Origin of the sequence: Nocardioides secundeburneus, from assembly GCF_039939255.1 — a bacterium.
Classification (GTDB): Bacteria; Actinomycetota; Actinomycetes; order Propionibacteriales; family Nocardioidaceae; genus Nocardioides.
In genome coordinates this window covers 836,185-862,086 of record NZ_JBDUUE010000001.1, presented here as the reverse complement: position 1 = coordinate 862,086, position 25,902 = coordinate 836,185, and the positions used below count along the sequence as shown (strand labels likewise).

The window sequence follows — 25,902 nt, the reverse complement described above, 5'->3', positions numbered from 1 at the left end:
CCGGCTTCGGCTGGCGCCGCAGGTGGGTCACTCGCCGCCGCCACCGCCGCCGTCGGTGACCGTGCCGACGGCCTCGGTGAAGACCGCGCCGAGGTCGATCGCGCCGGCGGCCTGCAGGACCGCGACGACGATGCCGGCGGCGACGATGATCATGCCGACGTACTCGAGCGTGCCCTGCCCGCGCTCGTCGTCGTGCGAGTCGGAGAGCAGCTGCATGCGGTGCATCATCAGTGCCACGAGAACCTTGATCATGATGGACTTCCTCTTCCTGGGCCGAGTAGGTGGCGGCCACGCCCCGAGATGCGGGCCGCAAGCCTGTGGAGTGGTTTCCGAGCCGCTCCGACACCTGGAAATCTAGGCTCGTGCGGGCCGTACGACGGGGGCCCGGGGACCCAGGCCCAGACCCATTCCCAGACCCACTCGCAGACCCGATCCCCAGGCCCGTCAGCCGACCGGACGGCGTCCGAGCCACACCGCGATCGCCTCGCTGCGGTTGGTGACCACGAGCTTGCCGAAGATCGCGTTCACGTGGTTCTTGACGGTCTTCTCGGCCAGGTAGAGCTCGGCGGCGATCTCGGCGTTGGTGAGCCCGCGCGAGATGAGCTCCATCAGCTCGCGCTGGCGCTCGCTGAGGTCGAACTGGCGCTGGCGGTCCTCGTGCTCGACGGCGTGGTCGGCCGAGGCGCGACCCTCGCGGATCACCTCCAGCGCCTGGCGGGAGAAGGCGCCGGCGCCCTGCGCCGCCTGGCGCACGGTGTGCACGAGCGTCGAGGCGTCGAACGAGCCGTGCACGAGGTAGCCGGCCGCGCCGGCGTCGAGCGCGGCGCGGATGTGCTCGGGCTCGTCGGTGAAGGTCAGCATCACCACCGTGGTCAGCGGCGCGATGACCCGGGCGGTCTGCACGCCGTCGCGTCGCGGCATGCGCACGTCGAGCAGCACGACGTCGGGGCTCAGGTTGCGCACCATCGACTCGGCCAGGATGCCGTCGCCGGCCTCGCCGACGACCTCGACGTCCGGTGAGGCGTCGAGCAGGCTGCGCAGGCCCGTGCGCACGACCGGGTTGTCGTCGACGATCAGCGTGCGCACCGGTCCGGCGGCGACGTCGAGCGACGCGATCGTCAGGTTGGTGAGGTCGGGCAGGTCAGGCATCGGTGGTCTCCCTCAGTCCCATGCGTGGTGCGACGAAGCGCACCCTGGTCCCTCTCCCCGGCTGGCTGTCGACGTCGGCGCGGCCGCCGATCGTCGTCAGCCGCTCGGAGTAGCCCCGGACGCCGAAGTGTCCGGCGCGCTCGCGCTCGGGGAGGATGTCGGAGGTGAAGCCGCACCCGGCGTCGGTGACCTCGACGAACACCTCGCCGTCGTCGCCGCTGGTCAGGTGCACGGCGATGCGGTCGGTGCCGGAGTGGGCGACGGCGTTGTCGAGCGCCTCGCGGGCCGCGGCGAGCAGCTCGTAGCGCACCGACGGCGCCGTCAGCTCGACCGGGTTGAGGTTGAGGCGCAGCTTGATCTGCGGGTGGTCGTGGGTCCGGTCGCGGGCGATCGCCGCGAGGGACTCGTGGAACGGCTGCGAGAGGTCGTCCTGCCTCAGCGTCGAGAGCAGGCCGCGCAGCCGGACGACGGCGTCGTCGGCGGCCGCCGCGATGCTGCTCGCCTCGACGCGCGCGCGATCGGGGTCGCGGTCGATCCACACCGGCAGCGACTGCGCGCTGAGCACGAGGCCCTGGAGGGTCTTGGCCGTGCCGTCGTGCAGCTCGCGAGCCAGACGGGCGCGCTCCTCGGCGGTGACCGTGCCGGAGATCAGGTCGGCCACCGCCCGTTCCGACTGCCGCTTCTGCTCGGCGAGCCGGCGGAACACCTGGCCGAGGACGACGACGCAGACGAAGGTGACCGGGAAGCCGAAGTCGGCGAGGAAGGTGCCCTCGGCGCCGGTCGTCAGGCTGGCGGCGAGGTAGCCGCAGACCATCGTCACCGTCGACAGCGCCGCGGGCAGCGGCCGCAGGACGACGCCGATGATGATGCAGCTGCTCAGCCCGACCAGCACGAGCGGGTTGTCGGTGCCCAGGGCGACCATCAGCGCCGTCATCACCAGGCTGTCGCACACGACGAGGATCGGGTGGCGCTGCAGCAGCGCCGGCACCTGCGGGTCGGAGACGCCGACCATGCTGGTGGAGGTGAGGAAGACGATGGCCACGATCGCCTTCAGCGTGAGCGTCTGGTCGACGAAGCCGACGAGGCTCGCGAGCAGGGTGAGCATGCGCAGCAGGCAGGAGACCCGCACGAGCGTGCGGATCTCGGCGGCGACCAGGGCCTCGCCGCTCACTGGGAGAACCCGCCGAACAGGCTGCTGAAGTCGAGGTCGGCGCCGAGCACGATGCCCACGAGCAGCAGGATCAGCGTGGCGGGCACGAGCACGACGGTGGTCACGAGCGTGACCCGCGGCGCCACCTGGGCGGCCTTGCGGCGCTGACGCTGGGCGTGGTCGCGGCGCTGGTCGACGGCGATCTGGCTGAGGGCCTCGACGAGCGGCGCGCCGAGCTCGTCGGACTGCAGGAACGCCGTCACGAACTGGCGCAGCGCCTCGGAGTCGCTGCGCTCGCGCAGCTGCTCGAACGCCCCGCGCAGCGTGGCGCCGTGCTGGACCTGCCCGAGCGCGAGCTGCATCTCGCCGGCGAGCGGTCCGCCGAAGCGCTCGGAGACCCGCAGCAGCGCGGGCCGGAACCCGACGCCGGCGGTCACGGTGACGGCGAGGACGTCGAGGAAGTCGGGCAGGTCGCGCTCGATGGCCTCGGTGCGGATCCGCCGGAACCTCGACAGGCGCGCGAGCGGCATGATCACCGGCGCCGTGAGGCACAGCGCGAGCCCGACCAGGTTGCCGCCGACGACGAACAGCAGCACGGCCGGCGACACGATGAGCGCCCAGACCAGACCGATGCGGATGACGCCGTCGACCCCGAGGCCGTCGGGCCGACCGGCGTACTCGACCTGGGTCTGCAGCCACCGGATCACGCGCGGGTGCAGGCGCCGTCGGACGGCGGGCGCCAGCCGCGTCGCGAGCCGGCCGAGCGGGCCCTCGCCCGTCGCCGAGCGGCGCTGCTCGGGCCGCAGGATCGTCAGGTCGTCGAGGCCCAGCCCGTCGGCGGGGTCGGCGCGCAGCAGGTGGTAGCCGCGCAGCGCGATCACGAGGGCGAGCGCGAGCGCGGCGCCCGGCAGGAACACCGCGGGGTTCACAGGTCGAACCTCGTCATGCGGCGGATCAGCACGAAGCCGAGGAAGAACAGCGAGCCGGAGATGACCAGCGCGATCTGTCCGACGATGTGTCCGGTCATCGCCTCGACCGAGCCGGGCTGGATCGTGTTGAGCACGAACAGCATCGACAGCCCGAGCCCGATCACCAGGTAGCCGGTGGCGACCGCCTGGGCCAGGGTCGTGCGGATCTCGCGGCGGGTCTCCTTACGAGACTCGAGCGTGTCGGCGATGTCGCGCAGCGACGTCACGAGCGAGCCGCCGCTGCGCGAGCACACGACGAGCGTCGAGAGCAGCACGCCGACCTCGCGCGAGGGCAGGCGCTCGCCCATCGTGTCGAGGGCGGTCTCGAGGTCGGTGCCGAAGCGCATCGAGTTCGCGACGACGCGCAGCTCGACCCCGGCCGGCGCCGCGAGCTCGTCGGCGGCGATCGCGAGCGCGGTGGCGATGGAGAGCCCGGCGTTGGTGGCATTGGCCAGCACCCGCGCCAGCTCGGGCATCTGCACGATGAAGGCCTCGAGTCGCCGCGTCCGGGCGCGTCGCACGTAGGCGCGGGCCGCGATGCCACCGATGCTCACGCCGAGCACGCCGAAGACGGGCGCGAGCGACGTCCAGAGCACGTAGGCGGAGACGAGGCCGATGCCGACGGCGGCCAGCACCACCAGCAGCGGCCGCTGGTCCATGCCGGCCAGGGTCAGCTCGCGCTCGACGAACTGCCCGAGCCGGGTGCGCCGGAAGCGCTGGTTGGCGCGGTCGAGCAGCGGCTGGTCGTCGATGCCGTCGACGTCGGCGACCGCGGCGTAGAGCCGGCGGCGGTCGCCGGCGACTGCGATCAGCTGCGCGGCGCCGAGCGCCGCGAGGGCCAGCACCCCGAGCGTGCCGAGCACCATCGTCAGGACCACGAGACGCCACCTCCGACGTCGGCACCGCTGGCCGACTCGGCGCGCACGAAGCCGTCCGGCACCCTCTCGCCCCGCTCCTCGAGCCGGTCGGCGAGCGCTGGGTGGACAGGATGTCTGACGAAGTTGCCGGTCGTGCCCGAGGGGCCGGCGGCACGAGGATCCCAGTGCACGAGCCGGTGCAGCACGAAGTCGTCGCGCCGGCGCGACGACAGGTAGCTGACCTCGACGAGCCGACGGGTGCCGTCGGGCGAGCGGATGAGCTGCAGCACCAGGTCGATCGAGGAGTTGACCTGCTCGCGCAGGGCGTGGAAGGGGACGTCGACCTCCGACATCGAGGCCATCGTCTCGAGCCGCGCGAGGGCGTCGTCGGTGGTGTTGGCGTGCACGGTGGTCAGCGAGCCCTCGTGGCCGGTGTTCATCGCCTGGAGCATGTCGAGGGCCTCGCCGCCACGGCACTCACCGACGACGATGCGGTCGGGCCGCATGCGCAGCGCGTTGCGCACCAGGTCGCGGATCGTCACCTCGCCACGGCCCTCGACGTTGGCCGGGCGGGTCTCGAGCTGCACGACGTGCTCCTGGTCGAGGGAGAGCTCGGCGGCGTCCTCGATGGTCACGATGCGCTCGTGGTCGGGCAGGAACGCCGACAGGGCGTTGAGCATCGTCGTCTTGCCCGACGCCGTGCCGCCCGAGACGACCACGTTGAGCCGCGCGTGGACGGCGGCCTCGAGCAGCTCGGCGGTGGGCCGGTCGATGCTGCCGCGCTGGACGAGCTCGTCCATGCCGTAGCGCCGCGGGAACAGCCGGATGGTCACCGTCGGCCCCCGCAGCGCCAGCGGCGGCAGGACGACGTTGACGCGGGCCCCGCGCGGCAGGCGGCTGTCGGGTGGCAGCCGGGCGTCGACCATCGGGCTCGACTCGTCGACGCGACGGTTGACCGTGGAGACGATGCGGTCGATGGTCTGCAGCAGCTGCTCGTTGTTGGTGAACCCCGACGGGATGCGCTCGACCACGCCGTAGCGCTCGACGTAGACCGTGTCGTGGCCGTTGATCATGATCTCGCTGACGGCGGGGTCGGCGAGGATCGGCTCGAGCACGCCGAGGCCCACGGCCTCGTCGACCACGCGACGCACGAGGTTGGTGCGCTCGCGCGTGCTGAGGATGATGCCCTCGGTGGAGACGAGGTGGTTGAGCACGCGCTCGAGGCGCGTGCGGCGCTGCGACTCGTCGAGCCGACCGAGCTCGGAGAGGTCGACCTCCTCGAGCAGCAGCCGCTTCAGCCGCCGCACGAGCAGCTCGTCGGAGGTCTCCCCCGCGACCGGCTCGGGGCCGGCGGGGTCGATGCCGGCGAAGCCCCGGTAGCCGCTCATGGCCGCTCCGGCATGACGACGTCGCGGGTCACCGTGAACGCGGGCAGGGGCGAGACACGGGGCACCCGCACCTCGATCTCGACGGCACCCCCGTCGCTGCGCACCTCGACGAGCTCCATCGCGTCGGGTAGCACCCGTTCCGCCGCGGCCCGGGGGTCCTGGCCGAGGCTCTGGGCGCGCGCCGCGACCCGTGCGGCCTCCGAGGTCTGCGACGCCGTCCACCCGGCCGCCCCGAGCTGGAGCACCAGCAGCGCCACGAGCACGAGCAGCGGCACGAGCGCGACGACCTCGATCGACACGCTCCCCCGCTGAGCCCGCTCGGCCCGCTCGGCCCGACGCGTCGCCCTCACGGCTCGTACACCACGTCGGTGGTCTTCGAGATCGAGGTCGGCAACGACCCGCAGCCGGGGCACATCACCGGCACGTCGGTGCTCACCTCGACCGAGCCGTCCTCGCGCACCACGACGTGCACGCTGTCGCGCATCGAGTCGGGGACGGCGTCGCGCGCGGCCTCCTCGGGGTCGTTGCCGACGGCAGCGGCCCGGGTGGCGGCGTTGGAGGCGTGCCCGTTCCAGACCATGGCGAACGCCGTGAGGCCGAGCTGCCAGGCGAGCAGGCAGACGAGGAGCACGAGCGGCACCAGCGCCACGGTCTCGACGGCGATCTGGCCGGCCTCGGCGCCGGCCTTCGCCTTGGACGTGGACTTCGTCGTCTTCGTCTTCGTCTTCGCCTTCGGCTGACGTCGCGGACGCCGCGCGGGCGCCGTGCCCAGCGGTCCGGAGGGCAGGTCGCGGACGCCGACCTCGGTGCCGATCCGCTCGATCGCGGCCCACCACGACGCCTCGCGCACCTCGTCGGGGTTGCGGGCGTTGACGCCGCGCTCGAGGGTGCGCAGCGCGGTCGGCAGCCGGGTCGAGACGACGGTGGCCGACGTCAGGCGCCCGAGCGCCTCCACGTTGAGGGTGTCGTCGCGGGCGACCCGGTTGACGATCACGTGCAGCTCCGACTCGGAGCGGACGCCGAGCGCCTCCCACGCCTGCACCGTGCGCCGGAACGAGCGCATGGCGAGCACGTCGGGCGTGACCAGCACGGCGACGGCGTCGCTCACCTCGACCGCGGCCGCCTGCGCCGGCGTCGCGTGCGAGCCGCCGTCGACCAGGATGACGTCGAACTCCTGGCGCAGCAGGCCGAGGATGGCGCGCACGGCGTTGGCGGTGACGTACTCGCTCTCGTGCGGCTGCAGCGGCGCGAGCAGCAGCGAGATGCCGGACTCGTGGTGCACCAGCGCGTCGAGGATGGTCGAGGCGGAGAGGTCCTCGGCGACCTTGGCGACGTCGGCGATCGAGACGCGTTGCCGAGCCTCCACGACGCCCGAGACGTCGCCCGCGAGCAGGTCGAGGTCGACGAGGCAGACCCTCGTGCCCTCGACCTTGCGGTGCAGGTCGATCGCGAGGTGGGTGGCGATCGTGGTGGTGCCGACGCCGCCCTTGGCCCCGGCGAGCAGCGTGATGCGGCCGTGCCGGCCGAGGTCGCGCGCAGTGTCGGCCACCGCGCCGGAGATCAGGCCCGACATGCGCTCCGACCACTGGCGGGCGATCTCGAAGCGACCCGCGAGGTCGTCGAAGGTGAGGGGGTAGGGCAGCACGCCCTTGGCGCCCGCCTCCATCGCGGCCAGCGCGGCCGTGGTGTCGAGGCTCGAGTTGACCAGCAGGACGCCGGTCGTGGGCGAGCGCAGCACCAGCTCGCGGACGGCGTCGGCGGCGCTCTGCGGCCCGAGGGCGTCGTGCAGGATCACCACGTCGGGCTTCGTCCGGGCGACCATCGCCGACAGCTCGTGGGTGGTCTCCTGGAACGAGGCCAGCTCGGCGCCGTCGATCTCGCCGACGAGGTTGCGGACGGCGGTGACGACGCCCTGCTCGGCGGCGCCGACGAGCACCTTGGCGGGCCGGCTCATCGCGACCCCTCCTCGGGCACGGCCTGGCCGCCGAGGTCGGAGGCGTCGAAGTCGTCGATCTCCTCCGAGCGGTTGGCGCCGACGTCGCCCGGCAGGGCCACCAGGCGCACCTCCTCGGCGAACGCGGCCGCGTAGGTCACCGACAACGAGTCCTTGGGCTCGAGCGCGAGCGTGACCGGCACGACCTCGCGCGAGCGGCCGACGGAGTCCTCGCTGTCGACCTGCACCGACTGCTGGCCGCCGATCGAGACGATGCGGACGTCGCGCACCAGCACCCTTGCCTGTTTGGGCAGTCCGGGCACCTCGGCGAAGACCGTGATGATGTCGACGCGGTCGCCCGGCCGGACGCGTCCGGCGACACCGGTGACGCTGTCGACGTTGATCGCGATCTCGCGCTCGCTCGGGCTGAGGTCGGTGGAGGGGATGAGCATGTCGGAGGTGATGACGGTGCCCGCGGCCAGCTGGAAGCCGACGCGGCGTCCCTCGAGGTCGCGCAGGCGGGTGACCGAGGTCGGCGAGGCCCATCGCTCCGGGACCTCGACGGCCTTGACGTTGTCGGCGCTGAGCGGCAGGTAGGCGTCGACGGGCTCGGTGACCTCGTAGACGGTGACGCGCGGACCGACCTGGCTCTCGACCTGCGAGACGTAGTTGCTCACCGCGACGAAGACGGCGACGGCGAGCGCGGCCGCGGCGACCAGGAACAGGACTCCGCGCCGTTGACGGGCGTTCACGAGGCGACCTCCGGGACGGGACCCGGGGCGAGCGGTGCCCCCGGGTCGAGGGACCCACCGCGCACCGGCGCCACGCGGCAGAAGGGGCAGGACGCACCGGCGACCGGCTCGGCGCAGGCCGGGCAGCACCGGTCGAGCTCGGGCGCGGGCAGGACGACCGGGGTGGACAGCACGAGCTCGACGGCCTTCGCGCTCCCCCACGACGTCGCCGGCGACGCGATCGGGTCGCGGCGGACGGGCCGGGCGTTCAGGCCCATGTCGAACAACGTGGCGACCGCCGTCTCGGGCACCTCGCCGAAGACGTGGCACTCATAGGGCGCCCCGCCGCGGGCGAGCCGGGTCAGCCGGCGCTCGGCGGCGAGGTCGGCGACGGGCAGCTGGGCCACCCAGCCGGGATCGCCCTGCACGGCGAGGAAGCCGCGCTTGCGGTCGGCGAACCATGATCGGACGTGCTGTCCCACCGAAGGCGGCGGCGCGGAGAGCTTGGCCACCGACGGGAGCCAAGCCGCCCAGGTGAGCGAGTCGAGTGCGGCGACCACGGCGTCGTGCACGCGGTTCGGCGAGCCGGCGTCGGCGGGCACCAGCTCGAGCGCCCGCACGAGCACGGTGAGCGACACGGGCGCCGTGAGCACCCGCACCGGCAGGTCGGGGCGGGCCGCAGCGATGGTGGACGCCACGACGTGCGCCGCCGGCGCGTGGCTGTCGGCAGCGAGCACGAGCACGTGGGTCGTGGCCGGGTCGAGCACCGTCGCGTCGGTCGCCAGGACGGCGGCGTCGTCGAGCGGGTGGAGGCCCCAACCGCCCCAGGGCGCGGCGCCGTCCGGGGTGCTCGACGGCTCGATGGACTCGGGAGTCAGGACGGCGACCGCGAGCGAGCTCGGCCGGCTCAGCACGCCGACGAGGTCGGGGAGCCGCATCGGTCGAGCGCGGTGCCCGACGTCGGCGTCGTGGGCGTGCAGCGCGTGCGCTGGACGCCGTCGATCCCTGTGATGGCCCGAACCATGTTGTCGAGAATCACAGTCGACGACGACGGCGGTCAAGGGCAAAGCCACACCAAAACAACATTTGTTTGGGTGGCTTCAGCCCTTGCCGGTCTGGCCGAACCTCGCTATGAGAGAGGACCCGTTACCGGGAAATCCCTTGCTGCTATGGGGTTAACGACTCGAGGAGAACGAGGCGGCCGAGTGGCCGCCCGCGCGCCGAGCACCCGATGCGTTTCCGTTTGCGTTGGAGCCGGCACCCCCGCCCGCGCCGCCGCGGCGACGGTTGCGGTTGCGGTTGCCGCCGCCGGACGTGCCCGGGGCGCTCGACGAGGCGCCGGCACCCTGACCGCGCCCGCGACCGCGACCGCGTCCGCGTCCGCCGCCACCGTTGCCGCCACCGGACGTGCCGGCGCCCTGCGGCTTCTTCGCCTTCGGCTGGGCGGTGCGCTCGGCGGGGGCCTCGACCACGAGACCACCGGGGACGAAGGTCCGCTCGCCCGGGGCGAGCTGCGTGAGCACCGGGTGCCGGGCGTCGGCGATCTTCGTCGTGGTGGGCTTGATGCCGGCCGCGCGCGTGAGCTGACGGACGTCACGCACCTGGTCGTCGGTCATCAGCGTGATGACGGTGCCGGCCGCGCCCGCGCGCGCCGTCCGGCCCGAGCGGTGCAGGTAGGCCTTGTGCTCGGTGGGCGGGTCGGCGTGCACGACGAGGGCGACGTCGTCGACGTGGATGCCGCGGGCCGCGATGTCGGTGGCCACCAGCGTGGTGGCCCGACCGGAGTGGAAGGCCTCCATGTTGCGGGTGCGCGCGTTCTGGCTGAGGTTGCCGTGCAGGTCGACGGTGGGCACGCCGCTCTTGTTGAGCTGGCGGGCCAGCGCCTTGGCGCCGTGCTTGGTGCGCGTGAAGACGACCGTGCGACCGGGAGCCGAGGCGAGGTCGACGAGCACGGGCACGCGGTGCTCGCGACCGAGGTGCAGCACGTGGTGGTCCATCTTCGCCACCGGTGACTGCGCCGAGTCGGCCTGGTGGACGACGGGCTTGGCCAGGTAGCGCTTGACCAGCACGTCGATGGCGTTGTCGAGCGTGGCGGAGAACAGCAGACGCTGGCTGTCGGCCGGGGTCTTGTCGAGGATGCGCCGCACGGCGGGCAGGAAGCCGAGGTCGGCCATGTGGTCGGCCTCGTCGAGCACGGTGACCTCGACGTCGTCGAGGAGGCAATGCCCCTGGCCCATGAGGTCCTCGAGCCGGCCGGGGCAGGCGAGCACGATGTCGGCACCCTTGCGCAGGCCGTTGACCTGCGGGTTCTGGCCGACGCCGCCGAACACGGTCTGCGTGGTCAGGCCGGCCGAGGCGGCCAGCGGGGCCAGCGACTCCTGGATCTGGCCGACGAGCTCGCGGGTCGGGGCGAGGATGAGCGCGCGCGGCTTGCGCGCGGCCGCCCTGCGTCCGCCGGAGAGGCGGGCGACGAGGGGCAGCAGGAAGGCGTAGGTCTTGCCCGAGCCGGTGCGGCCGCGGCCGAGCACGTCGCGCCCGGCGAGCGAGTCGGGCAGGGTGGCGGCCTGGATGGGCGTGGGGGTGGTGATGCCGCGGTCGGCCAGGACGGCGACCAGGTCGGCAGGGACGGACAGGTCGTGGAACGAAGTCACGAAGAAATCTCTCGCGTTGGTGTGTCTCACCACGCTGCCCCGCCGGTCGGCGGGACGAGTTAGCGGCCTCACGAAGGAGGGGCACCGGCGAGAAGCCGGTGCGGGAGCCCGAGGCAAGACTGGACGGGCCTGTGGCTCCACCCTACCGAGCCCCACCGGCAACACCGGCATCGACAGGAGGTGACGTTGCCCATAGGGCGCGCCGAAGGACCTGCGGGGTGAGCGCGGAGCGCCGTGACGCTCCTAGCCTGGGAAAATGAGTGTCCTGCTGACCGGCGCCACGGGGTTCGTCGGCCGTCGTCTCGCACCGGTACTGGTCGATCGCGGCCTCGACGTGCGCGCCATGACCCGGCACCCCGACGACTACGACGGACCCGGCCAGGCGGTCCACGGCGACGTCGGCGACCCCGACACGCTCACCGACGCCCTCGACGGCGTCGAGGTGGCCGTCTACCTGGTCCACTCCCTCGACGACGACGACTTCGAGCGCAAGGACGCCGAGGCGGCCCTGGCCTTCGGCAAGGCCGCCGCACACGCCGGCGTCCGGCAGATCGTCTACCTGGGCGGACTGGGCGCCGACGACGACGACCTCTCGCCTCACCTTCGCTCGCGCCGCGAGGTCGAGGGCAAGCTCGCCGAGGGCGGAGTGCCGGTCACCGTGCTGCGGGCCGCGATCGTGGTCGGGGCCGGCGGCATCTCCTGGGAGATCACCCGCCAGCTGGTCAAGAACCTGCCGGCGATGGTGGTGCCGAGGTGGGTCAGGACCAAGACCCAGCCGATCGCCATCGACGACGTCGTGCGCTACCTCGACGGCGTCGTCGGCAACGACGACGCGATCGGCAAGGTGCTCGAGATCGGCGGCCCGGAGGAGCTGACCTACCTGGTCATGATGCAGCAGGCCGCCGAGGTGATGATGGGCCGCCGCCTGCCGATCGTCACGGTGCCCCTGCTCTCGCCGTCGCTGTCGTCGCGCTGGATCTCGCTCGTCACCGACGTCGACACGACCACGGCCAAGAACCTCATCGACTCGATGGCCACCGAGGTCGTCGTCACCGACCACACCATCCGCGAGCTGGTGCCGTTCGAGCCGACGTCGTACATGGACGCCGTGCGGCAGGCGCTGACCGAGAGCGGTGAGACGCCGAAGGGCTGAGCCCGGCTCCCGGCTCCGGCTCAGACGCCGAAGATCGCAGGGAGGGCGAACAGCATCGTGAGCGACCACGTGCAGTGGGTGAGGATCGGCGCGAGGATGCCGCCGGACGCCCGGCGTTGAAGCCCGGCGATCACGCCGAGCAGGATCGCGGCGAAGGCCAGCATGACGTTGCCGGTGGCCGCGGTGGCGATCGTGTAGGCCACGGTCGTCCAGGCGACGGGGTACTTGGTGATGGCGGCGTAGGCCGCGCCCCGGAAGAACAGCTCCTCGGCGATGCCGTTGACTGCGGTGACGACGACGAGCACGGGCAGGTAGCCCTCGCTGGCGAAGCCGAGCACGTTGCGGATCTGGTCGGCCAGGGGCCCGATCTCGCGCACGACCAGGGCGCCGGCGACGAAGACACCGGCGAGGGCGGCGCCGATGAGGATCGGCTGCACGACGGGCCGGACCTCGATGTCCTTGACCGTGATGCGGCCCAGGTGGATGGGTCCGCTGGCGAACGCGCCTACGGTCCACACGCCGGCGAGCACGAAGGACATCACCACGAACATGGCGCTGCCCTGCTGGAGCCGCAGCAGCACGCCGAGCACGATGGCGCCCAGCACGACGAAGGCGGCGGTGACGAGCTGCCGGCGTCGCAGCTCGGCGGCGCTCATCCGGTGGTCGCGCGGGACGACGTCCCACAGCGAGCGGCGGACCCAGCTCTTGACCACGCGACTCACCCCTCGTCTCGGAGCACAGGGACGAGGGGTGAGGAGGCGGGTCGGACGATTACTTCGTCAGCCCGTCCTTGAGGTCCTTCGCGGCGTCCTTGACCTTCTCGATGCCGTCCTTGATGGAGGCCGAGGCCTGGTCGCTCTTGCCCTCGGCCTCGAGCTGCTCGTCGCCGGTCGCCTTGCCGGTGGTTTCCTTGCCCTGACCCTTGAGGTCCTCGGCCTTGTTGCTGATCTTGTCGCCCAGTCCCATCGGAACTCCCTACGTCGGGCGGTGCCTGGTGCACCGGCTCTACATCAAGAGTTCCACGGTGTCTGCGACACCCTTTCACCCCTCCGTGTGGGGGTCAGGTGAACTGGAGCACACCGTCGTCGATGCGGCCCCGGCGGATCGATCGCACGTCGACGTAGTAGTTCTGCTTGAGGGCCCACGGCGCCCGGTCGCCCTGCTTCGGCAGGCCGTCGAGGGCACGCTGCACGTAGCCGGAGGCGAGGTCCATGAACGGTCGCTCGCCGACCGTGGGGTCCTTGACGGGCACCACCGAGGTGAGGCCGCGCTCGTCCATGTGGGCGAGGAGCCGGACGACGTAGTCGCCGACCAGGTCGGCCTTGAGGGTCCAGGAGGCGTTGGTGTAGCCGATGGTGAAGACGAAGTTCGGAATGCCGCTGACCATGAGCCCCTTGTAGGTCATGGTCTCGCTCGGCTCGAACGGCTCGCCGTCGACGGTGACGTCGATGCCGCCGAAGAGCTTGAGCTTCAGGCCCGTGGCGCTGACGATGATGTCGGCCTCGAGCTCGCGGCCCGAGGTGAGCCGGATGCCCTTCTCGGTGAAGGTCTCGATGGTGTCGGTGACGACGTCGGCCTGGCCCGAGCGCAGCGCGCGGAACAGGTCGGAGTTGGGGACGACGCACAGCCGCTGGTCCCACACGTTGTACGGCGGCTGGAAGTGCTCGTCGTACGACATGCCCTCCGGCAGCTGCCGCTCGGTGAAGCGGCGCACCAGCCGCTTCGACACCGCGGGCAGCCGCTGGGCGAGCTGGTAGTTGGCCACCAGCTTGGCGATGTTGGACCCACGCACGATCGGGTAGCTGATCTTCGTCGGCAGGCGCCGGAGCGCGACGGCGAGGGGGTCCTTGCCGGGCTGCGGGAGGATGTAGGTGGGCGTGCGCTGGAGCATGGTGACCTTGCCGGCCGTGGGCGCCATCGAGGGCACCAGGGTCACCGCGGTGGCACCGGAGCCGATGACGACGACGTCCTTGCCGGCGTAGTCGAGGTCGTCGGGCCAGAACTGCGGGTGCACGACCTGGCCGCCGGCCTCCTCGAACGTCTCGCGGCCCGGGAAGGCGGGCGCGTGGCCCTGCTCGTAGTCGTAGTAGCCGGTGGCACCCCACAGGAAGCCGGCCGTCATGGTCAGCGGCGCACCGTCGTGGTCGATGGTCACGGTCCAGCGCGACGTGGCGGAGTCCCACGACGCGGCGGTCACCCGGTAGCGGTAGCGGATGAGCTTGTCGACGCCGTGCTCCTCGGCCACCGTGCGCAGGTAGTCGAGGATGAGCGCGCCGTCGGCCAGAGCGGTCTCGCTCGGCCACGGCCGCCACTTGTAGCCGAACGTGAACATGTCGGAGTCGGAGCGGATGCCGGGGTATCGGAACAGGTCCCACGTGCCGCCGCTGCCCTCGCGCGCCTCGAGCAGCGCGATCGAGCGGTCGGGGTGGGCCGTCTTCAGCTGGCACGCGGCGCCGATGCCGCTCAGGCCGGCGCCGACGATGAGGACGTCGACGTGCTCAGGAGTGCTCATGCCCTCACGGTAAGCCCTTGTTGACAGATGTTCAATAGGGTGGCGCGTCACTGCCCGGGGCGGTGGTCAGGCCTGGACGGCGACCCCGCGCTCGAGCAGGCCGTCGACGTCCGCGACACCCCAGGCCTCGAGGGCGGCGCGGGTGTGCTCGCCGGGCGACGACGGCGGCAGGGTCAGGCTCGGCTCGGTGCGGCTGAACCGCGGCGCGGGCGCCGGCTGCGGCATGTCGTCCTTGACCACGAAGGTGCCTCGCGCCACGAGGTGCGGGTGCTCGACCGCCTCGCTGATCGGGACGATCCCGGCGACGCAGGCGTCGGTGCCCTCGAAGACCTCGATCCACTCGGCCTGGGTCCGCGACCGGAACGTCTCGGTGAACACCGCGCGCATCTCGTCGTAGCGGTCGAGGTCGGCCTGGCCCGGGCAGGTCTCCTTGACGCCGAGGGTGGTGACGAGGGCGTCGAAGAACTGCGGCTCGAGTGAGCCGACGCTGAGGTGCCGCCCGTCGGAGGTCTCGTAGACGTCGTAGAACGGCACGCCGCCGTCGAGCAGGTTGGCCGCGCGCTCCTCACGGTAGCCGCCGGCGTTGGCGAAGGCGTTGGTCATCGCGTTGAGGTGCGCGGTGCCGTCGACGATGGCGGCGTCGACCACCTGGCCCTCGCTGGAGATCCTCGACTCGAGCAGCGCCGCGAGGATGCCGATGACGAGGTAGGTCGACCCACCGCCGAAGTCGCCGACCAGGTTGGCCGGGAAGTGCGGGCGCGCCTTGTCCTGCCCGAGCCCGAACAGGGCGCCGGTGATGGCGATGTAGTTCATGTCGTGGCCGGCACTCTGCGCGAGCGGACCGTCCTGGCCCCAACCGGTCATGCGACCGTAGACCAGCCGCGGGTTGACGGCGTGGCAGTCGTCGGGGCCGAGTCCCAGCCGCTCGGTGACGCCGGGACGCATGCCCTCCACGAGCACGTCGGCGTCCTTCACGAGGTCGAGGACGACGGCACGTGCCTCGGGGTTCTTGAGGTCGAGCGCGACGCTCGGCCGGCCGCGGTTGAGCAGCATCGTCGGGCCGCCGGCGAGGGGCTGGCCGCCGGGGCGCTCGACGCGGATCACGTCGGCGCCGAGGTCGGCCAGGATCATGCACGCGTGCGGCCCCGGTCCGATCCCGGCGATCTCGACGACCTTGACCCCCCTCAGCGGCCCGGTCCCCTGCCCCAGCTCGACTCTGTGCTCGCTCATGCCCGCGATCCTGCCACGAACCGTGCCAGTGATGCTGTCACGGTCTGCGGGGTCGAGCTGTCCCGGCCAGGCCGCCGCCCTCGGATCGCGTCTGTGACGGCGATCGCTCCCGCGTAGGGGTCCGACCCCGATCTTTGCCGGCGACCCTCGACAGCCGGTCGCGCGGCGGTCGATCGTCGTGGCGTGACCCGTGCCCCGAGGCTCCTCGCCGCCGTCCTGCTGACCCTGACCCTGGCCGCGTGCGGCGACGACGGCGACGCCGCCGACACCGGCGACACCGGCGACACCGGTGACGCTGACCGATCGCCGACGTCCGAGCCCGCGGTCGACGTGACCGAGGAGCCCGAGGCCCCGGAGACCGGGGCCGCGACCGTCGAGTGCCCGCCGGCCCCGGCGGGCGGGGGCGTCGACACCAGCGGCGGTCGCACGATGTACTCCTCCGCCTCGGCCGCGTTCGTCGTCACCCGCGCCGACGGGACGTCGACCTGCCTCACCGCCGACGGGCTCTCCGCCGACTCGATCCTGGGCTCCTACGTCGACCCCGAGGAACCGGAGGTCTCGCTCACGATCGGCGACGCCGAGGCCGGCGTCGTGCTGACCTACACCCCCGACGTCTTGCCGCTCGCGCCCGGCAGCCTGGGCACCAGCGACTACTTCTTCGGCATCCAGGCCGAGGGCGACTACTTCCCGATCTACTCCGGCTGCAGCCTGCTCCTCATGGGCATGTCGGCGGCGAGCACCACCGTCGAGTTCTCGTGCGGCGCGGCGGAGGGCACCGGCGAGGGCCCGTTCTCCGGGGCCGACGTCGAGCCGGCCACCAACGGCATCGCCGCGGTGACCGGGTGGTTGACCGCGGCCTCGTAGGCGGTGCCTACGCTCGGGGCGTGAGTGCCGAGATCCGCGACCTGACCGACGCCGAGGCCCGGGCGGCCCTGGTGTGCAAGTGGGGCGAGGTGCCCGACGACGTCCTGCCGGCCTGGGTGGCCGAGATGGACTACGCCGTCGCCGAGCCGATCATCGAGGCGGTGCAGCGCGCCGTCGCGATCGGCATGACGGGCTACCCGCGGCCGGCAGACTCACCCGGTCTCGGGACGGCGTACGCCGGCTGGGCCGACCGGCGCTTCGGCCACGCGGTCGACGCCGGTCGCGTGCTCGCCACGGCCGACGTCACGGCCGGCGTCCGGTTGGCGCTCGACGTCGCGGCGCCGTCCGGTGGTCTGGTGTTCCCGGTGCCGGGGTACTCGCCGCAGCTGGCGATGGCCGAGATCACCGGACGCCGCCGGCACGACCTCGTCGTCGACCCCGACGCCGAGCGGGCAGAGCTCGACCTCGACCAGCTCGCGCACCACTTCGAGAACGGGGCGCGCGTGCTGCTGCTGACCCAGCCGCACAACCCGTGGGGGCGCGTGTTCACCCGGGCCGAGCTCGAGGGAGTGCGCGACGTCGTCCTGCGGCACGGCGGGTTCGTCGTCTCCGACGAGATCCACGCGCCGCTCGTGCTCGACGGCCGCGAGCACGTGCCGTACCTCTCGGTCGAGGGCACCGCCGACCACACGGTGGCCGTGGTGGCGGCGTCCAAGGGCTTCAACATCGCCGGCCTCAAGTGCGCGCAGCTCGTCACCGGCTCCCGGCGTCTGCACACGGCGCTCGCCGAGGCGCCGATGGCGCGCAACGACTCGTGGTCGACCATCGGCGTCGAGGCCTCGATCGCGGCCTACACCCACGGCGACGCCTGGCTCGACGCGCTCCTCGTCCGGCTGGCCGCGCAGCGCGACCTGCTCGGCTCGCTGCTCGCCGAGCACCTGCCGCTGGCCCGGATGCGCCCGGTCGAGGCGACCTACCTGGCGTGGCTCGACCTGCGGGCCTACGGTCACGACGACCCGGCCGCGGTCGCGCTCGAGCGCCAGCGGGTCAAGCTCGCCGCCGGGCACGACTACCAGCCCGGGCTCGACGGCCACGTGCGGCTGAACTTCGCGACGAGCCCCGCCCGGTTGACCGCGATCCTCGAGCGGCTGGCCGCGGCGGTGACGTCACCGTAGGGCTTCGGCCTCCAAGAGCCGGCTCGGGCGGAAGCCCGGCCACGTGGCGACGGTGCGGCTCGGGTCGAGCAGGTAGTCGAGGTCGACGTCCCACGTGTGACCGGTGGGGTTGCGGCGCAGCACGTAGCCGAGCCCGTGCGTACGGTAGATCGCGGCGCCCATCTGCTGGAAGGCGTCGATGAGCTGGGCGTCGACCCACTTGCGCACCGCGCGGAACCCACCGGCCTCGCGGAGCGCGTCGCGGTCGACGAGCATCGTGCCACCGGCCACGAACGCGGCGTAGAGCTCGACCGGGTGGCCGCGCTTGACGGTGAGGTCGCGCTCGGCGACGTAGTGCAGCTCGGCGGGCATGCCGACCATCTCCGCGCCCGACCACCGGCGCGCGAGCATCAGGTCGGTGACGACGTCGGGGGCGTACCAGTCGTCGTCGTCCATCTTCAGCAGCACGTCGCCGCCGGCGGCCTGCGCGGCGTCGTGCAGCACGTCGCCGAACAGGGTGTCCGACGGATGTGGACGCACCTGCAGACCGATCGTCGGCCCGAGCAGCTCGCGCACGCGGGCCGGGTCGACGTCGAAGCCGTGCGGGGCCAGCACGAGCTCGAGGTCGTCGACCCCGCGCTGGCGCGCGACCTGGCTCAGGGCGAAGTCGAGCATCTCTGCGCGTCGGGTGGCGAGCAGGATGCTCACGGCCGGCTGCCGGACGGGCGCGAGCATCGCGAACGCCGTCCGGCGCAGGACGACGCTGCGCTCCTCGCGGGCGGTCGGGTCGGCGAGGTCGACGGCAGTCGTCGTCGCCGACCAGGGCGCCGGGGCGTCGTCGGCGACGACGGGCACACCAGCGAGGGCGAGGCCCAGCACCCGGTGCGCGGCGGCGTCGTCCCAGCGGTCGACGCGGACGGCAGCGTTGCCCCGCAGCGCGTCGATCGCGGACGGCGTGACCTCGGGGACGTCGTCGAGGCCGACCACGGGGCCGTCGGCGGTGGGCACGAAGCCGGTCGGGTTGATCGTGCGCACGTCGTAGGGCTCGCGCGGCCGGTCGTCGCTCCGCCACACCGGCTGGCGCTCGACCTCGGCCAGCACGTCGGCGACGTCGACCGGCCCGGCGAAGCCGAGCACCGTCCACCAGCCACCGCCGGCCCGGCGCGACCGCAGCTCGACGAGAGCGGGCCAGTCGGGGCGGGCGAGCAGCACGACGACGCGGTCGCCGCCGTGGAGACCGATAGCGGTCGCCAGCACGCCTTGCGGCACCGGCTCTCCCGACCCCACCACGACAGCCGGGTACTCGCCGGGCATGGTGTCGCGCGAGATGACGACCGCGGCGCGTCGCTCAGAGAACCGGCGGGCGGGTGGTGGCAGCTCAGACATCGAACCGCGCGGCGCGACGGACCAGCGGCCGCTCGCGCTCGCGCAGCCACGTGGTGAGCAGGTGGTCGACGACGTGCACGCCGTCGGGCGACTCGACCCGGTGGATGCCCTCGACCTCCTCGGCGCGGCCGGCGCGGATCGCGCGGTCGACCTCCTGCTCGCGCCGCTTGCGCTGCACCCGCGACGGCGGGAAGTCCTCGATCGGGCTCCAGTGGGCCAGCTCGTCGTCCTCGAGCCACTTGACCTCGATGGTCATGCCCTCGGGCGCGACCACCCGCTCGGACGACGGTGGGAACTCGCGCACCTCCCACTCGAACGCCTTGACGTAGGTGAACGCAGGTCCCATGGGGTAGATCCACGGCTCGAGGAACCGCGACCCGAGGTCGATCCAGGCCAACCGGTCGTGCTCGACGACGATCGGGTGCCGCGGCACGGCGACGACGGCGCCCGAGCCCTGCAGCTGCCACGACAGGTCGCGCAGCACGCCGACGCCCTCGCGGGTGAGCGCCATGTCGCCGTCCCACTTCATCGAGTAGGTGGTGCGCACGTGCGAGAACGCCCAGTTGTAGAAGTGCGTGAGCGAGTGCACCGAGTCGGGCGGCGTGGCGAGGTGCTCCGAGCCCGCGCGGCTGACGCGGTGCGGGTAGGCCACGCCCGTGTAGCGGTCGGTGGCCCCGGCGTCGTCGGCGATCTGCTGAGCGAGCTCGGCGGTGCCGTCGGTGGAGCCGTTGTCGACGAGCACGACGTGGTCGACGGCGTCGAGCATCTGCGGCAGCACCCAGGGCAGGTTGCGGGCCTCGTCCTTGACCCGGAACACGCAGGTGAGGCCCGGCCGCAGCGGCTCGTCGGTGTTCCACGCCCACCGGACGTCGTAGGCCGGATCGCCTTCGAGGCAGGGGATGTCGGCGCCGCGCGGCGGCATGACCATGCGGCTCAGCGCTCCCGGCCGATGGCCTTGCGCACGGCGGCGCGGGCCTTCGGCGGCACGATCGAGCGCACGGCGTGCGGCACCCGGTCGGCCCCGCGCTTCACGACCGCGTTGACCGGCGCCGGCATCGTCTGCAGGCCCTCGCGGTGCGCCGCGAGCGTGGTGGACGACGCGATCGCCTCGGCCTCGGCGTACATCTCGGCGTACTCCGCCCGTAGCGCGTCGAGCCGCCCGTGGACGGCGGGCACGTCGCCGTCGGGCTCGGCGAGCAGGTCGAGCTGGTCCCAGGTCTGCTGGGCGAGGTCCTGCAAGCGGGCGGGCACGCGGACGTCGTCCCAGGTGGCCTGCACGCGCCGCAGCGACGGGTCGACGAAGGCGTGCACCGCGCGGACGTCGTTGGCGTTGGCCTCCTGCACGGTGGTGAGGTCGAAACGACGACCGATGTCGAACAGCGGGATCGTCCAGTCGTCGAGCAGGTCGGCGTAGCGGACGAAGGTGCGCAGCTCGCCGCGGGTGGCCCGCTCGGTGTGCAGCATCATGTTCACCCACGCGGCCGTGCGCTGCACCTCGCCCTGCGCGCGACCCCGGGCGCCCTGGCCACCGCCGGCGTAGTACTTCTGCTTGCTGCCGACCACCTCGGCGGGCGGGCGGAGCATCGTCACGAAGGCCGGCTGTGCGTCGCACCGCAGGGCGGCCGAGCGCCACAGGCCCATGAACCAGGCCAGTCGCGGGTCCTTCACGACCAGCTCGCTGCCGCCCTCGGGCCGGCGGTTGTCGGCGAGCTGGCCCTCCAGCCACTCGAAGAGCCGCTCGCGCAACGGCTCGAGCCCGGCGAGCTTGCCGGCCTCGAACCACGCCTGCGGGCGCGCGTCGGAGACCTGCACGTGGCAGCGCTGCAGCAGCTCGGTGTGGAAGTCGACGACCCACTGCGGCTCGCCGAACCCCTTGGGGTTGGTGTCGTCGGCCTGCACCTCGGGCTGCGGCACGTGCATGCCCAGCGTGCGCAGCGCACCCGCCATCGTGCTGGTGCCGCTGCGGCCGGAGCCGGCGACGAAGACGACGCGGCGCTTCTCCTGATGGGGCTCTGGCACGGGGGTCAGGCTAGCGGGCGTCGAAGGTCTTCCTGATCCGCGCCCAGGCCTCCTCGCCGTCGACCGGCGGACCGCCCGTGCGCGGGTAGTGCCGCGGCCGGACGTCGGCACTCGGCCCGAACCCCGCCCGCTTGGCCGGCATCGTGCGGGCCCCGGCGACCTCGTGGACGACGTCGTCGAGGTGCTCCCCCGGGGCCACCAGGCGGCGGGCGCGGTTGACGGCGGCCGTGCGCTCGATGCGGACCTGCGTGCCGTCGTCCAGCTCGACGAGGCGCAGCCCCTCGTGGGTGTGCTCGAGGTGGAGCAGCGCCTTCTCGAGCGCGGGCGGGCGCGGCGCGACGTGCGGGCCGGGCAGCACCAGGCGGAACGCCGCGTCGGACGGCGTCGTCGGGGCCGCCTCGACCAGGCGCGCGCGTGGCTCGTCGGCGTAGGTCGTGTGCACGACGCGGACGTCGTAGGCGGCGTCACCGAGCACGTCGTCGCGGTCGTCGTGCAGCGTCGACCACGGCCCGACGAGGGTGACGGCGAGGTCGTGCAACGTGCTGGCCAGCACGGCGTCGACGGCGGCGGTGACGGCGTCGGCGGCGTGGCCGTGGGCGTCGAGCACGACCTCGAGGTACGGCGTCCGGTAGGTGCGGCCGGGGTGGCGCTTCGCGCGCAGGCTCGGCGCCCGTTCGGCGAGGAACGGGTCGTTGTAGGCGTTGACGCGGTCGCGGCGCTCCATCACGTGCGTGCGGCCGAGGTGCCAGCTGCGCGCCTCGGCGTCGGGCACGAACACGGCGCCCTGGTGGGCCAGGCGCGAGCCGAGCGCGATGTCCTCGCCGAGGCGGAGGTCGACGTCGAGCCCGCCGGACTCGCGGTAGAGTCCGGCGCCGACCGACGCCGTCGCGCCGGTGTGGGTGCGCAGCGCGTTCCACCCGGCCAGGCGCAGGCGGTCGGTGCGGTCGTAGACCTCCTCGACCCAGGCGTGCGGCTCGCGGTCGCCGAAGAGCTCGTCGAGACCGTCGCGCCCGACGGCGTCGTAGACGTGCTGCGGGGTGAGCGCCAGCACCGGGCCGGGGTCGACGAACCACTTGTCGCCGAGCACCACGACGTGGTCGAGCAGGTGGTGCCAGCGGGCCTGCGCCTCGACCTCGTGGCGCTCGACGAGCATGTCGGCGTCGAGCCAGTGCAGCACGTCGCCGTCGGCCGCCAGCGCCCCGGCGTGGCACGCGTTGGCGCGCCCCCAGCCCTGCCGCGGTCGCACGAGGCGCGTGTTCTCCGGGCGGACGTCGGGCAGCACCAGCGCGCCCGGGCCGTCGTCGACGACGACCACCTCGAGCAGGTGGTCGGGGTAGGTCTGCGCGGCCAGGCCGGCGAGCACCGTGGGCAGCAGGCGACCGGCGTCGTAGGCCGGGACGACGACGCTGACGCTCAGGGTCGGCGTCCAGGAGCCGAGGGCGGGCGCCACGAGGACCTGCCACTCGTTGCGGCGGATGCGGGGCTGGGTCACGGCCGGGTCACGTCCGGCTCGCGTGGGTGCGGTAGGCCCGGACGGCGCGCGCGGGCTCGCGCAGCACCGCGCGGTCGACGAGGCGGGGGGCGCCGGTGGTGTCGCGGCCGTAGGTCTCGGCGTCGTCGCCGTCGACCGCGGCCACCGTGTCGGCGCCGCTGTAGCGACGGGCGAGGAGCAGGTCGGTCACCAGGTGCGGCCCCACGTCGTGGGTGTCGTCGACGCCGACCACGACGTCGCCGCGGGCCGCGGCCGCCGCGGCGCGCATCGATTCGAACACGGTGTCGGTGGCGGCGGGTAGGAAGGTGACCGGCACCCCGCTCCGCTCGGGGGCGGCGGCCACGACAGCAGGATCGGGGGTGAACCCGTGTGCGGCGACGACGATCTCGACCTCGGCGCCGGGGAGCGTGGGGTGCTGGCGCGCGACCCGGTCGATGGCGGCGTCGAGCAGGTCGGGCCGCCGGGCGTGGAGCACGAGGGTGACGCAGGGGTAGGTGGTGGCGCGCACGCCGGCCGCCGTGGCGAGGCGGTGGCGCACGGCGAGGCTCGAGTGGTGGGTGAGCGCGGCCCGCCGCAGACGCACCGACCGGTCCTCGCGACGCACCGGGTCCGCCAGGAGACCTGCGTCGTCGACGAGGGAGACCTCGGCGCCGAGCGCGCCCACCAGGGTGGTGGCACCGAGGAGCGGGATGCCGCTCATCGCCAGGCCGGCGGCCACCCGTGGGTCGTGTCCCGGCGCTAGCCGGACGCCCTGGGCGTCGCGGAGGTCGCGGACCAGTGCGGGCGTGAGCCTCGTCGTGGGGTCGAGGTCGACGACCGGTCGGGTCCAGGTGCGGCGCCAGCCGATCGGGTGGTAGACCGCCTCGTCGACCGCCAGGGGCAGGTCGCGCGCGGCGAGCGTGACGGGCGCGCGTCCGGTCACCTCACTGACCACCGGCGGCGTGGGCGGGTCGACCGCGATGTCGACCGGGTGCTTCACGGCCGGGTCGTCGACCGGCTGGCCCGGCCGGCCCGTGCGTAGACCCCCGTCGCCGCCGACCACGGGCGCGGCCGCCGAGCGGGCCAGCGCGCGCAGCACGGGGAGGGCCTCGAGCCGGGCGTCGAACTCGAGCCGGGTGTGGCCGGCCGTCGCGACGACCGCGGTCAGGGCGGGCCACGTCGGGTCGGGGCGCAGGGTGAGCGCACGGTCGTGGTCGGCCACCACGACCGCGACCATGCGGGCCCACCCGGCCGGGGCCAGGCGGGCGACCGCGCGACGCAGGTCGTCGACGTCGCTGACGGCGAGCAGGACCGTGCGGAAGTGGCCGTCGGGCTTCGCATCACCGGGCGCGACCACCGTGGCGACGTCGGCCTCGAGCACCAGCGGCTCGTCGGTGACCACCAGCGCCGGCAGGCGGGCGCCGTCGAGGGCACGCGCGACGGCGGCTGCAGACATGCGCCTACGGTAGAGCCCGTGCTGAGCCGCGACGACGCCACGGCGCTCGTGCTCGCCAGCCCGCTCTTCGACGAGCTCTGGTACGCCGACCTCGTGCTCGAGCGCTTCGCCGACCGGGCCGAGGCCGTGGCGCACTGGGTCGCCGCGCCGGGCGCGGGACCCGACGAGGCCTCGCCGCACCCCCTGTTCGAGCCGGCGTGGCTCTACCCCGGGGGCCGGTGGCGACGGCACGCACCCGACCCGCTGTCGTTCTACCTCTCGCAGGACGCCGACCGGCGGGGCCCGCGGTCGCCGCACCCGCGCTACCCGCAGGCCGAGCTGGGTCCGCTGGAGCGGTGGCTGGTCGATCACGACCCGGCCGAGCTGCTGCCCGAGGAGGCGGAGCGCGAGCACGGCGCGGTCACGGTCCGGCTCGGCACGCGACGGCTCGGCGAGCTGGTGGCCTGGGTCCGACACCTGACGCACACGGCCCCCGAGGTCGTCGTCGACCTCGACCACCTCGAGGGCGCGACGGCGCGGGTGGTGCGGTCGGTGGCCGCCGACCTCCCCCGGGTGCACGTCGACCCGGCGTCGTGGTCGACGTCGTGGGGCAAGGCCGAGGTGACGATCGACGACGACGTCGCGGTGCCACGCTGGCGCTGGCTGCCCGCGCTGCTCGACGTGCTCGAGCGGTCGGAGGCCGGCGCGGTGCAGCCCGTGCTCGTCGGCGACGACCAGACCCTCACCGCGCCCGCGCTCGCCGGCCACCCGGTCTCGGCGCTCGACCGCCTCGACCTGACCCCGCTGCCCGAGCGGGTCCCCGGCGTCGAGGCGCGCCGCGACGGTGTCGACGGTCCGCGGGTGCTGACCACGGCGGCGTGGGTGCCCGGGCCGGCGCACGTCGTCCGCGCGCTCGACGCGGTCGCGCGCGCCGTCCCCGACGGCGGGCTGCGGTGGGCGATCGACGTGGCGGCCCCGGCGGCCCCGCTCGGGCGTCGGTGGGGCGACTGGCACTTCGCGCGCTCGCTGGCCGACGCGCTCGAGCGCCGGGGCCAGTGGGTCGAGATCGACCACCCCGAGACCCGGGGGCGGACGACGCGTGCCGAGACCGACGTCGTGCTGACGCTGCGCGGGCTCGAGCGCGTCGAGCCGCACCCGGGCGCCGTCAACCTGCTCTGGGTGATCAGCCACCCCGACGAGGTGAGCGACGACGAGCTGGCCGGCTTCGACGTCGCCTACGCGGCGAGCACGTCGTGGGCGGCCAGCCACGGGGTCGAGCCGCTGCTCCAGTGCACCGACGCGACGCGGTTCCGCCCCGACTTGACGGTCGGCGAGCCCGACGGCCCCGTGCGGTTCGTCGGCAACGCCCGCGGCGGCCCCCGGCCGGCCGTGGCGGCGGCCCGCGAGGCGGGCGTGCCGCTCGCCGTCGTCGGATCCGGCTGGGCGGAGCACGGGGTCGAGGTCGCCGCCGAGTCGATCGACAACGCCGACCTGCCCGCGGCCTACGCGAGCGCCGGCGTGGTGCTGACCGACCACCACGCCGACATGGCCCGCGAGGGCTTCGTGTCGAACCGGGTCTTCGACGTGCTCGCCGTCGGCGGCCGCCTGCTCACCGACCCGGTCGCGGGCCTCGACACCCTCGCCCCCCTGGCGGACCTGCCCGTCTGGCGCTCCCCCGACGACGTCGCGCGTCTCGCCGTCGCGCCCTGGGCCGCCTGGCCCGGGGCCGACGAGCGCCGGGCTCTGGCCGAGCGCGTCGTCCGCGAGCACTCGTTCGACGCCCGCGCGGCCACGCTGCTGAACGCTGCCCGGAGCGCCACTCGGCGGCTGCGCGGTCGCTCGTAGACTCCC

General features: G+C 73.5%; 24 protein-coding genes. 4 read left to right on the top strand and 20 right to left on the bottom strand.

The annotated features are described in order from the left end of the window. Positions 1 to 27: 27 nt before the first annotated feature. From ABFT23_RS03920 to ABFT23_RS03870, 11 genes are all read right to left on the bottom strand, one after another. The gene (locus tag ABFT23_RS03920; protein ID WP_347892735.1) at positions 28 to 252 is read right to left on the bottom strand and encodes a hypothetical protein; all 225 of its coding nucleotides are present in this window, start codon (positions 250 to 252) and stop codon (positions 28 to 30) included. Between the two features lie 192 nt (positions 253 to 444). Continuing rightward, positions 445 to 1,149: a response regulator transcription factor gene (locus ABFT23_RS03915; RefSeq protein ID WP_347892734.1), complete on the bottom strand. Its 705-nt coding sequence runs from the start codon at positions 1,147 to 1,149 to the stop codon at positions 445 to 447. Beyond that, positions 1,142 to 2,320 carry a sensor histidine kinase gene (locus tag ABFT23_RS03910; protein WP_347892732.1) on the bottom strand — a complete coding sequence of 393 codons (1,179 nt, stop codon included), beginning with the start codon at positions 2,318 to 2,320 and terminating at the stop codon, positions 1,142 to 1,144. Before ABFT23_RS03910 ends, ABFT23_RS03915 begins: the two co-directional genes overlap by 8 nt. Continuing rightward, positions 2,317 to 3,228, bottom strand: a complete 912-nt coding sequence (locus tag ABFT23_RS03905; RefSeq protein WP_347892730.1) for a type II secretion system F family protein — start codon at positions 3,226 to 3,228, stop codon at positions 2,317 to 2,319. The genes ABFT23_RS03910 and ABFT23_RS03905 overlap by 4 nt, the downstream gene beginning before the upstream one ends. Continuing rightward, positions 3,225 to 4,145 carry a type II secretion system F family protein gene (locus tag ABFT23_RS03900; protein ID WP_347892729.1) on the bottom strand — a complete coding sequence of 307 codons (921 nt, stop codon included), beginning with the start codon at positions 4,143 to 4,145 and terminating at the stop codon, positions 3,225 to 3,227. Before ABFT23_RS03900 ends, ABFT23_RS03905 begins: the two co-directional genes overlap by 4 nt. Next, positions 4,136 to 5,512: a CpaF family protein gene (locus tag ABFT23_RS03895; RefSeq protein ID WP_347892727.1), complete on the bottom strand. Its 1,377-nt coding sequence runs from the start codon at positions 5,510 to 5,512 to the stop codon at positions 4,136 to 4,138. The genes ABFT23_RS03900 and ABFT23_RS03895 overlap by 10 nt, the downstream gene beginning before the upstream one ends. Beyond that, positions 5,509 to 5,811: a TadE/TadG family type IV pilus assembly protein gene (locus tag ABFT23_RS03890; RefSeq protein ID WP_347892725.1), complete on the bottom strand. Its 303-nt coding sequence runs from the start codon at positions 5,809 to 5,811 to the stop codon at positions 5,509 to 5,511. The genes ABFT23_RS03895 and ABFT23_RS03890 overlap by 4 nt, the downstream gene beginning before the upstream one ends. A gap of 47 nt (positions 5,812 to 5,858) precedes the next feature. Then, positions 5,859 to 7,466 carry an AAA family ATPase gene (locus tag ABFT23_RS03885; protein ID WP_347892723.1) on the bottom strand — a complete coding sequence of 536 codons (1,608 nt, stop codon included), beginning with the start codon at positions 7,464 to 7,466 and terminating at the stop codon, positions 5,859 to 5,861. Then, positions 7,463 to 8,197 carry a Flp pilus assembly protein CpaB gene (cpaB, locus tag ABFT23_RS03880; protein ID WP_347892721.1) on the bottom strand — a complete coding sequence of 245 codons (735 nt, stop codon included), beginning with the start codon at positions 8,195 to 8,197 and terminating at the stop codon, positions 7,463 to 7,465. Before cpaB ends, ABFT23_RS03885 begins: the two co-directional genes overlap by 4 nt. Beyond that, entirely contained in the window at positions 8,194 to 9,114 is a 921-nt protein-coding gene (locus ABFT23_RS03875; protein WP_347892720.1) for a hypothetical protein, read from the bottom strand. The genes cpaB and ABFT23_RS03875 overlap by 4 nt, the downstream gene beginning before the upstream one ends. Positions 9,115 to 9,351: 237 nt before the next feature. Then, positions 9,352 to 10,827, bottom strand: coding sequence for a DEAD/DEAH box helicase (locus tag ABFT23_RS03870; RefSeq protein WP_347892719.1), 1,476 nt, complete (start codon positions 10,825 to 10,827; stop codon positions 9,352 to 9,354). Between the two features lie 256 nt (positions 10,828 to 11,083). Here ABFT23_RS03870 and ABFT23_RS03865 point away from each other — a divergent pair, with 256 nt between their 5' ends. Beyond that, positions 11,084 to 11,980, top strand: a complete 897-nt coding sequence (locus tag ABFT23_RS03865) for an NAD(P)H-binding protein (protein WP_347892717.1) — start codon at positions 11,084 to 11,086, stop codon at positions 11,978 to 11,980. A 20-nt stretch (positions 11,981 to 12,000) separates the two neighbouring features. Here ABFT23_RS03865 and ABFT23_RS03860 read toward each other — a convergent pair whose 3' ends face one another. The 4 genes from ABFT23_RS03860 to ABFT23_RS03845 all read right to left on the bottom strand — a co-directional run bounded on the left by ABFT23_RS03860 (position 12,001) and on the right by ABFT23_RS03845 (position 15,722). Continuing rightward, complete coding sequence (locus ABFT23_RS03860) at positions 12,001 to 12,693, bottom strand: CPBP family intramembrane glutamic endopeptidase (protein WP_347892716.1); 693 nt, start codon at positions 12,691 to 12,693, stop codon at positions 12,001 to 12,003. Between the two features lie 58 nt (positions 12,694 to 12,751). After that, positions 12,752 to 12,946, bottom strand: a complete 195-nt coding sequence (locus ABFT23_RS03855; RefSeq protein WP_347892714.1) for a CsbD family protein — start codon at positions 12,944 to 12,946, stop codon at positions 12,752 to 12,754. Between the two features lie 94 nt (positions 12,947 to 13,040). After that, a complete protein-coding gene (locus ABFT23_RS03850; RefSeq protein ID WP_347892712.1) occupies positions 13,041 to 14,492 on the bottom strand; it encodes a flavin-containing monooxygenase in 1,452 nt (483 codons plus the stop codon). Between the two features lie 66 nt (positions 14,493 to 14,558). Beyond that, positions 14,559 to 15,722 carry a CaiB/BaiF CoA transferase family protein gene (locus ABFT23_RS03845; protein WP_347892711.1) on the bottom strand — a complete coding sequence of 388 codons (1,164 nt, stop codon included), beginning with the start codon at positions 15,720 to 15,722 and terminating at the stop codon, positions 14,559 to 14,561. 183 nt (positions 15,723 to 15,905) lie between these two features. On the opposite strand from ABFT23_RS03845, the gene ABFT23_RS03840 reads away from it, so the two are divergent. Beyond that, complete coding sequence (locus tag ABFT23_RS03840) at positions 15,906 to 16,586, top strand: hypothetical protein (protein ID WP_347892710.1); 681 nt, start codon at positions 15,906 to 15,908, stop codon at positions 16,584 to 16,586. A gap of 20 nt (positions 16,587 to 16,606) precedes the next feature. Next, positions 16,607 to 17,761, top strand: a complete 1,155-nt coding sequence (locus tag ABFT23_RS03835) for a MalY/PatB family protein (protein ID WP_347892709.1) — start codon at positions 16,607 to 16,609, stop codon at positions 17,759 to 17,761. On the opposite strand, the gene ABFT23_RS03830 is transcribed toward ABFT23_RS03835, so the two are convergent. Genes ABFT23_RS03830 through ABFT23_RS03810 form a run of 5 tightly spaced genes read right to left on the bottom strand, consistent with a single transcriptional unit; the run spans position 17,753 to position 24,072 of the window. Next, the gene (locus ABFT23_RS03830; protein ID WP_347892708.1) at positions 17,753 to 19,126 is read right to left on the bottom strand and encodes a glycosyltransferase; all 1,374 of its coding nucleotides are present in this window, start codon (positions 19,124 to 19,126) and stop codon (positions 17,753 to 17,755) included. The two genes, ABFT23_RS03835 and ABFT23_RS03830, sit on opposite strands and share 9 nt — an antisense overlap. Next, complete coding sequence (locus tag ABFT23_RS03825) at positions 19,119 to 20,054, bottom strand: hypothetical protein (RefSeq protein ID WP_347892707.1); 936 nt, start codon at positions 20,052 to 20,054, stop codon at positions 19,119 to 19,121. The genes ABFT23_RS03830 and ABFT23_RS03825 overlap by 8 nt, the downstream gene beginning before the upstream one ends. Before the next feature lie 5 nt (positions 20,055 to 20,059). Next, positions 20,060 to 21,145, bottom strand: a complete 1,086-nt coding sequence (locus tag ABFT23_RS03820; RefSeq protein ID WP_347892706.1) for a sulfotransferase family protein — start codon at positions 21,143 to 21,145, stop codon at positions 20,060 to 20,062. Positions 21,146 to 21,155: 10 nt separating this feature from the next. Continuing rightward, entirely contained in the window at positions 21,156 to 22,637 is a 1,482-nt protein-coding gene (locus ABFT23_RS03815) for a glycosyltransferase family A protein (protein WP_347892705.1), read from the bottom strand. A gap of 7 nt (positions 22,638 to 22,644) precedes the next feature. Beyond that, complete coding sequence (locus ABFT23_RS03810) at positions 22,645 to 24,072, bottom strand: hypothetical protein (protein WP_347892704.1); 1,428 nt, start codon at positions 24,070 to 24,072, stop codon at positions 22,645 to 22,647. An 18-nt stretch (positions 24,073 to 24,090) separates the two neighbouring features. On the opposite strand from ABFT23_RS03810, the gene ABFT23_RS03805 reads away from it, so the two are divergent. Next, positions 24,091 to 25,896: a glycosyltransferase family protein gene (locus ABFT23_RS03805; RefSeq protein ID WP_347892703.1), complete on the top strand. Its 1,806-nt coding sequence runs from the start codon at positions 24,091 to 24,093 to the stop codon at positions 25,894 to 25,896. Positions 25,897 to 25,902 lie beyond the last annotated feature (6 nt).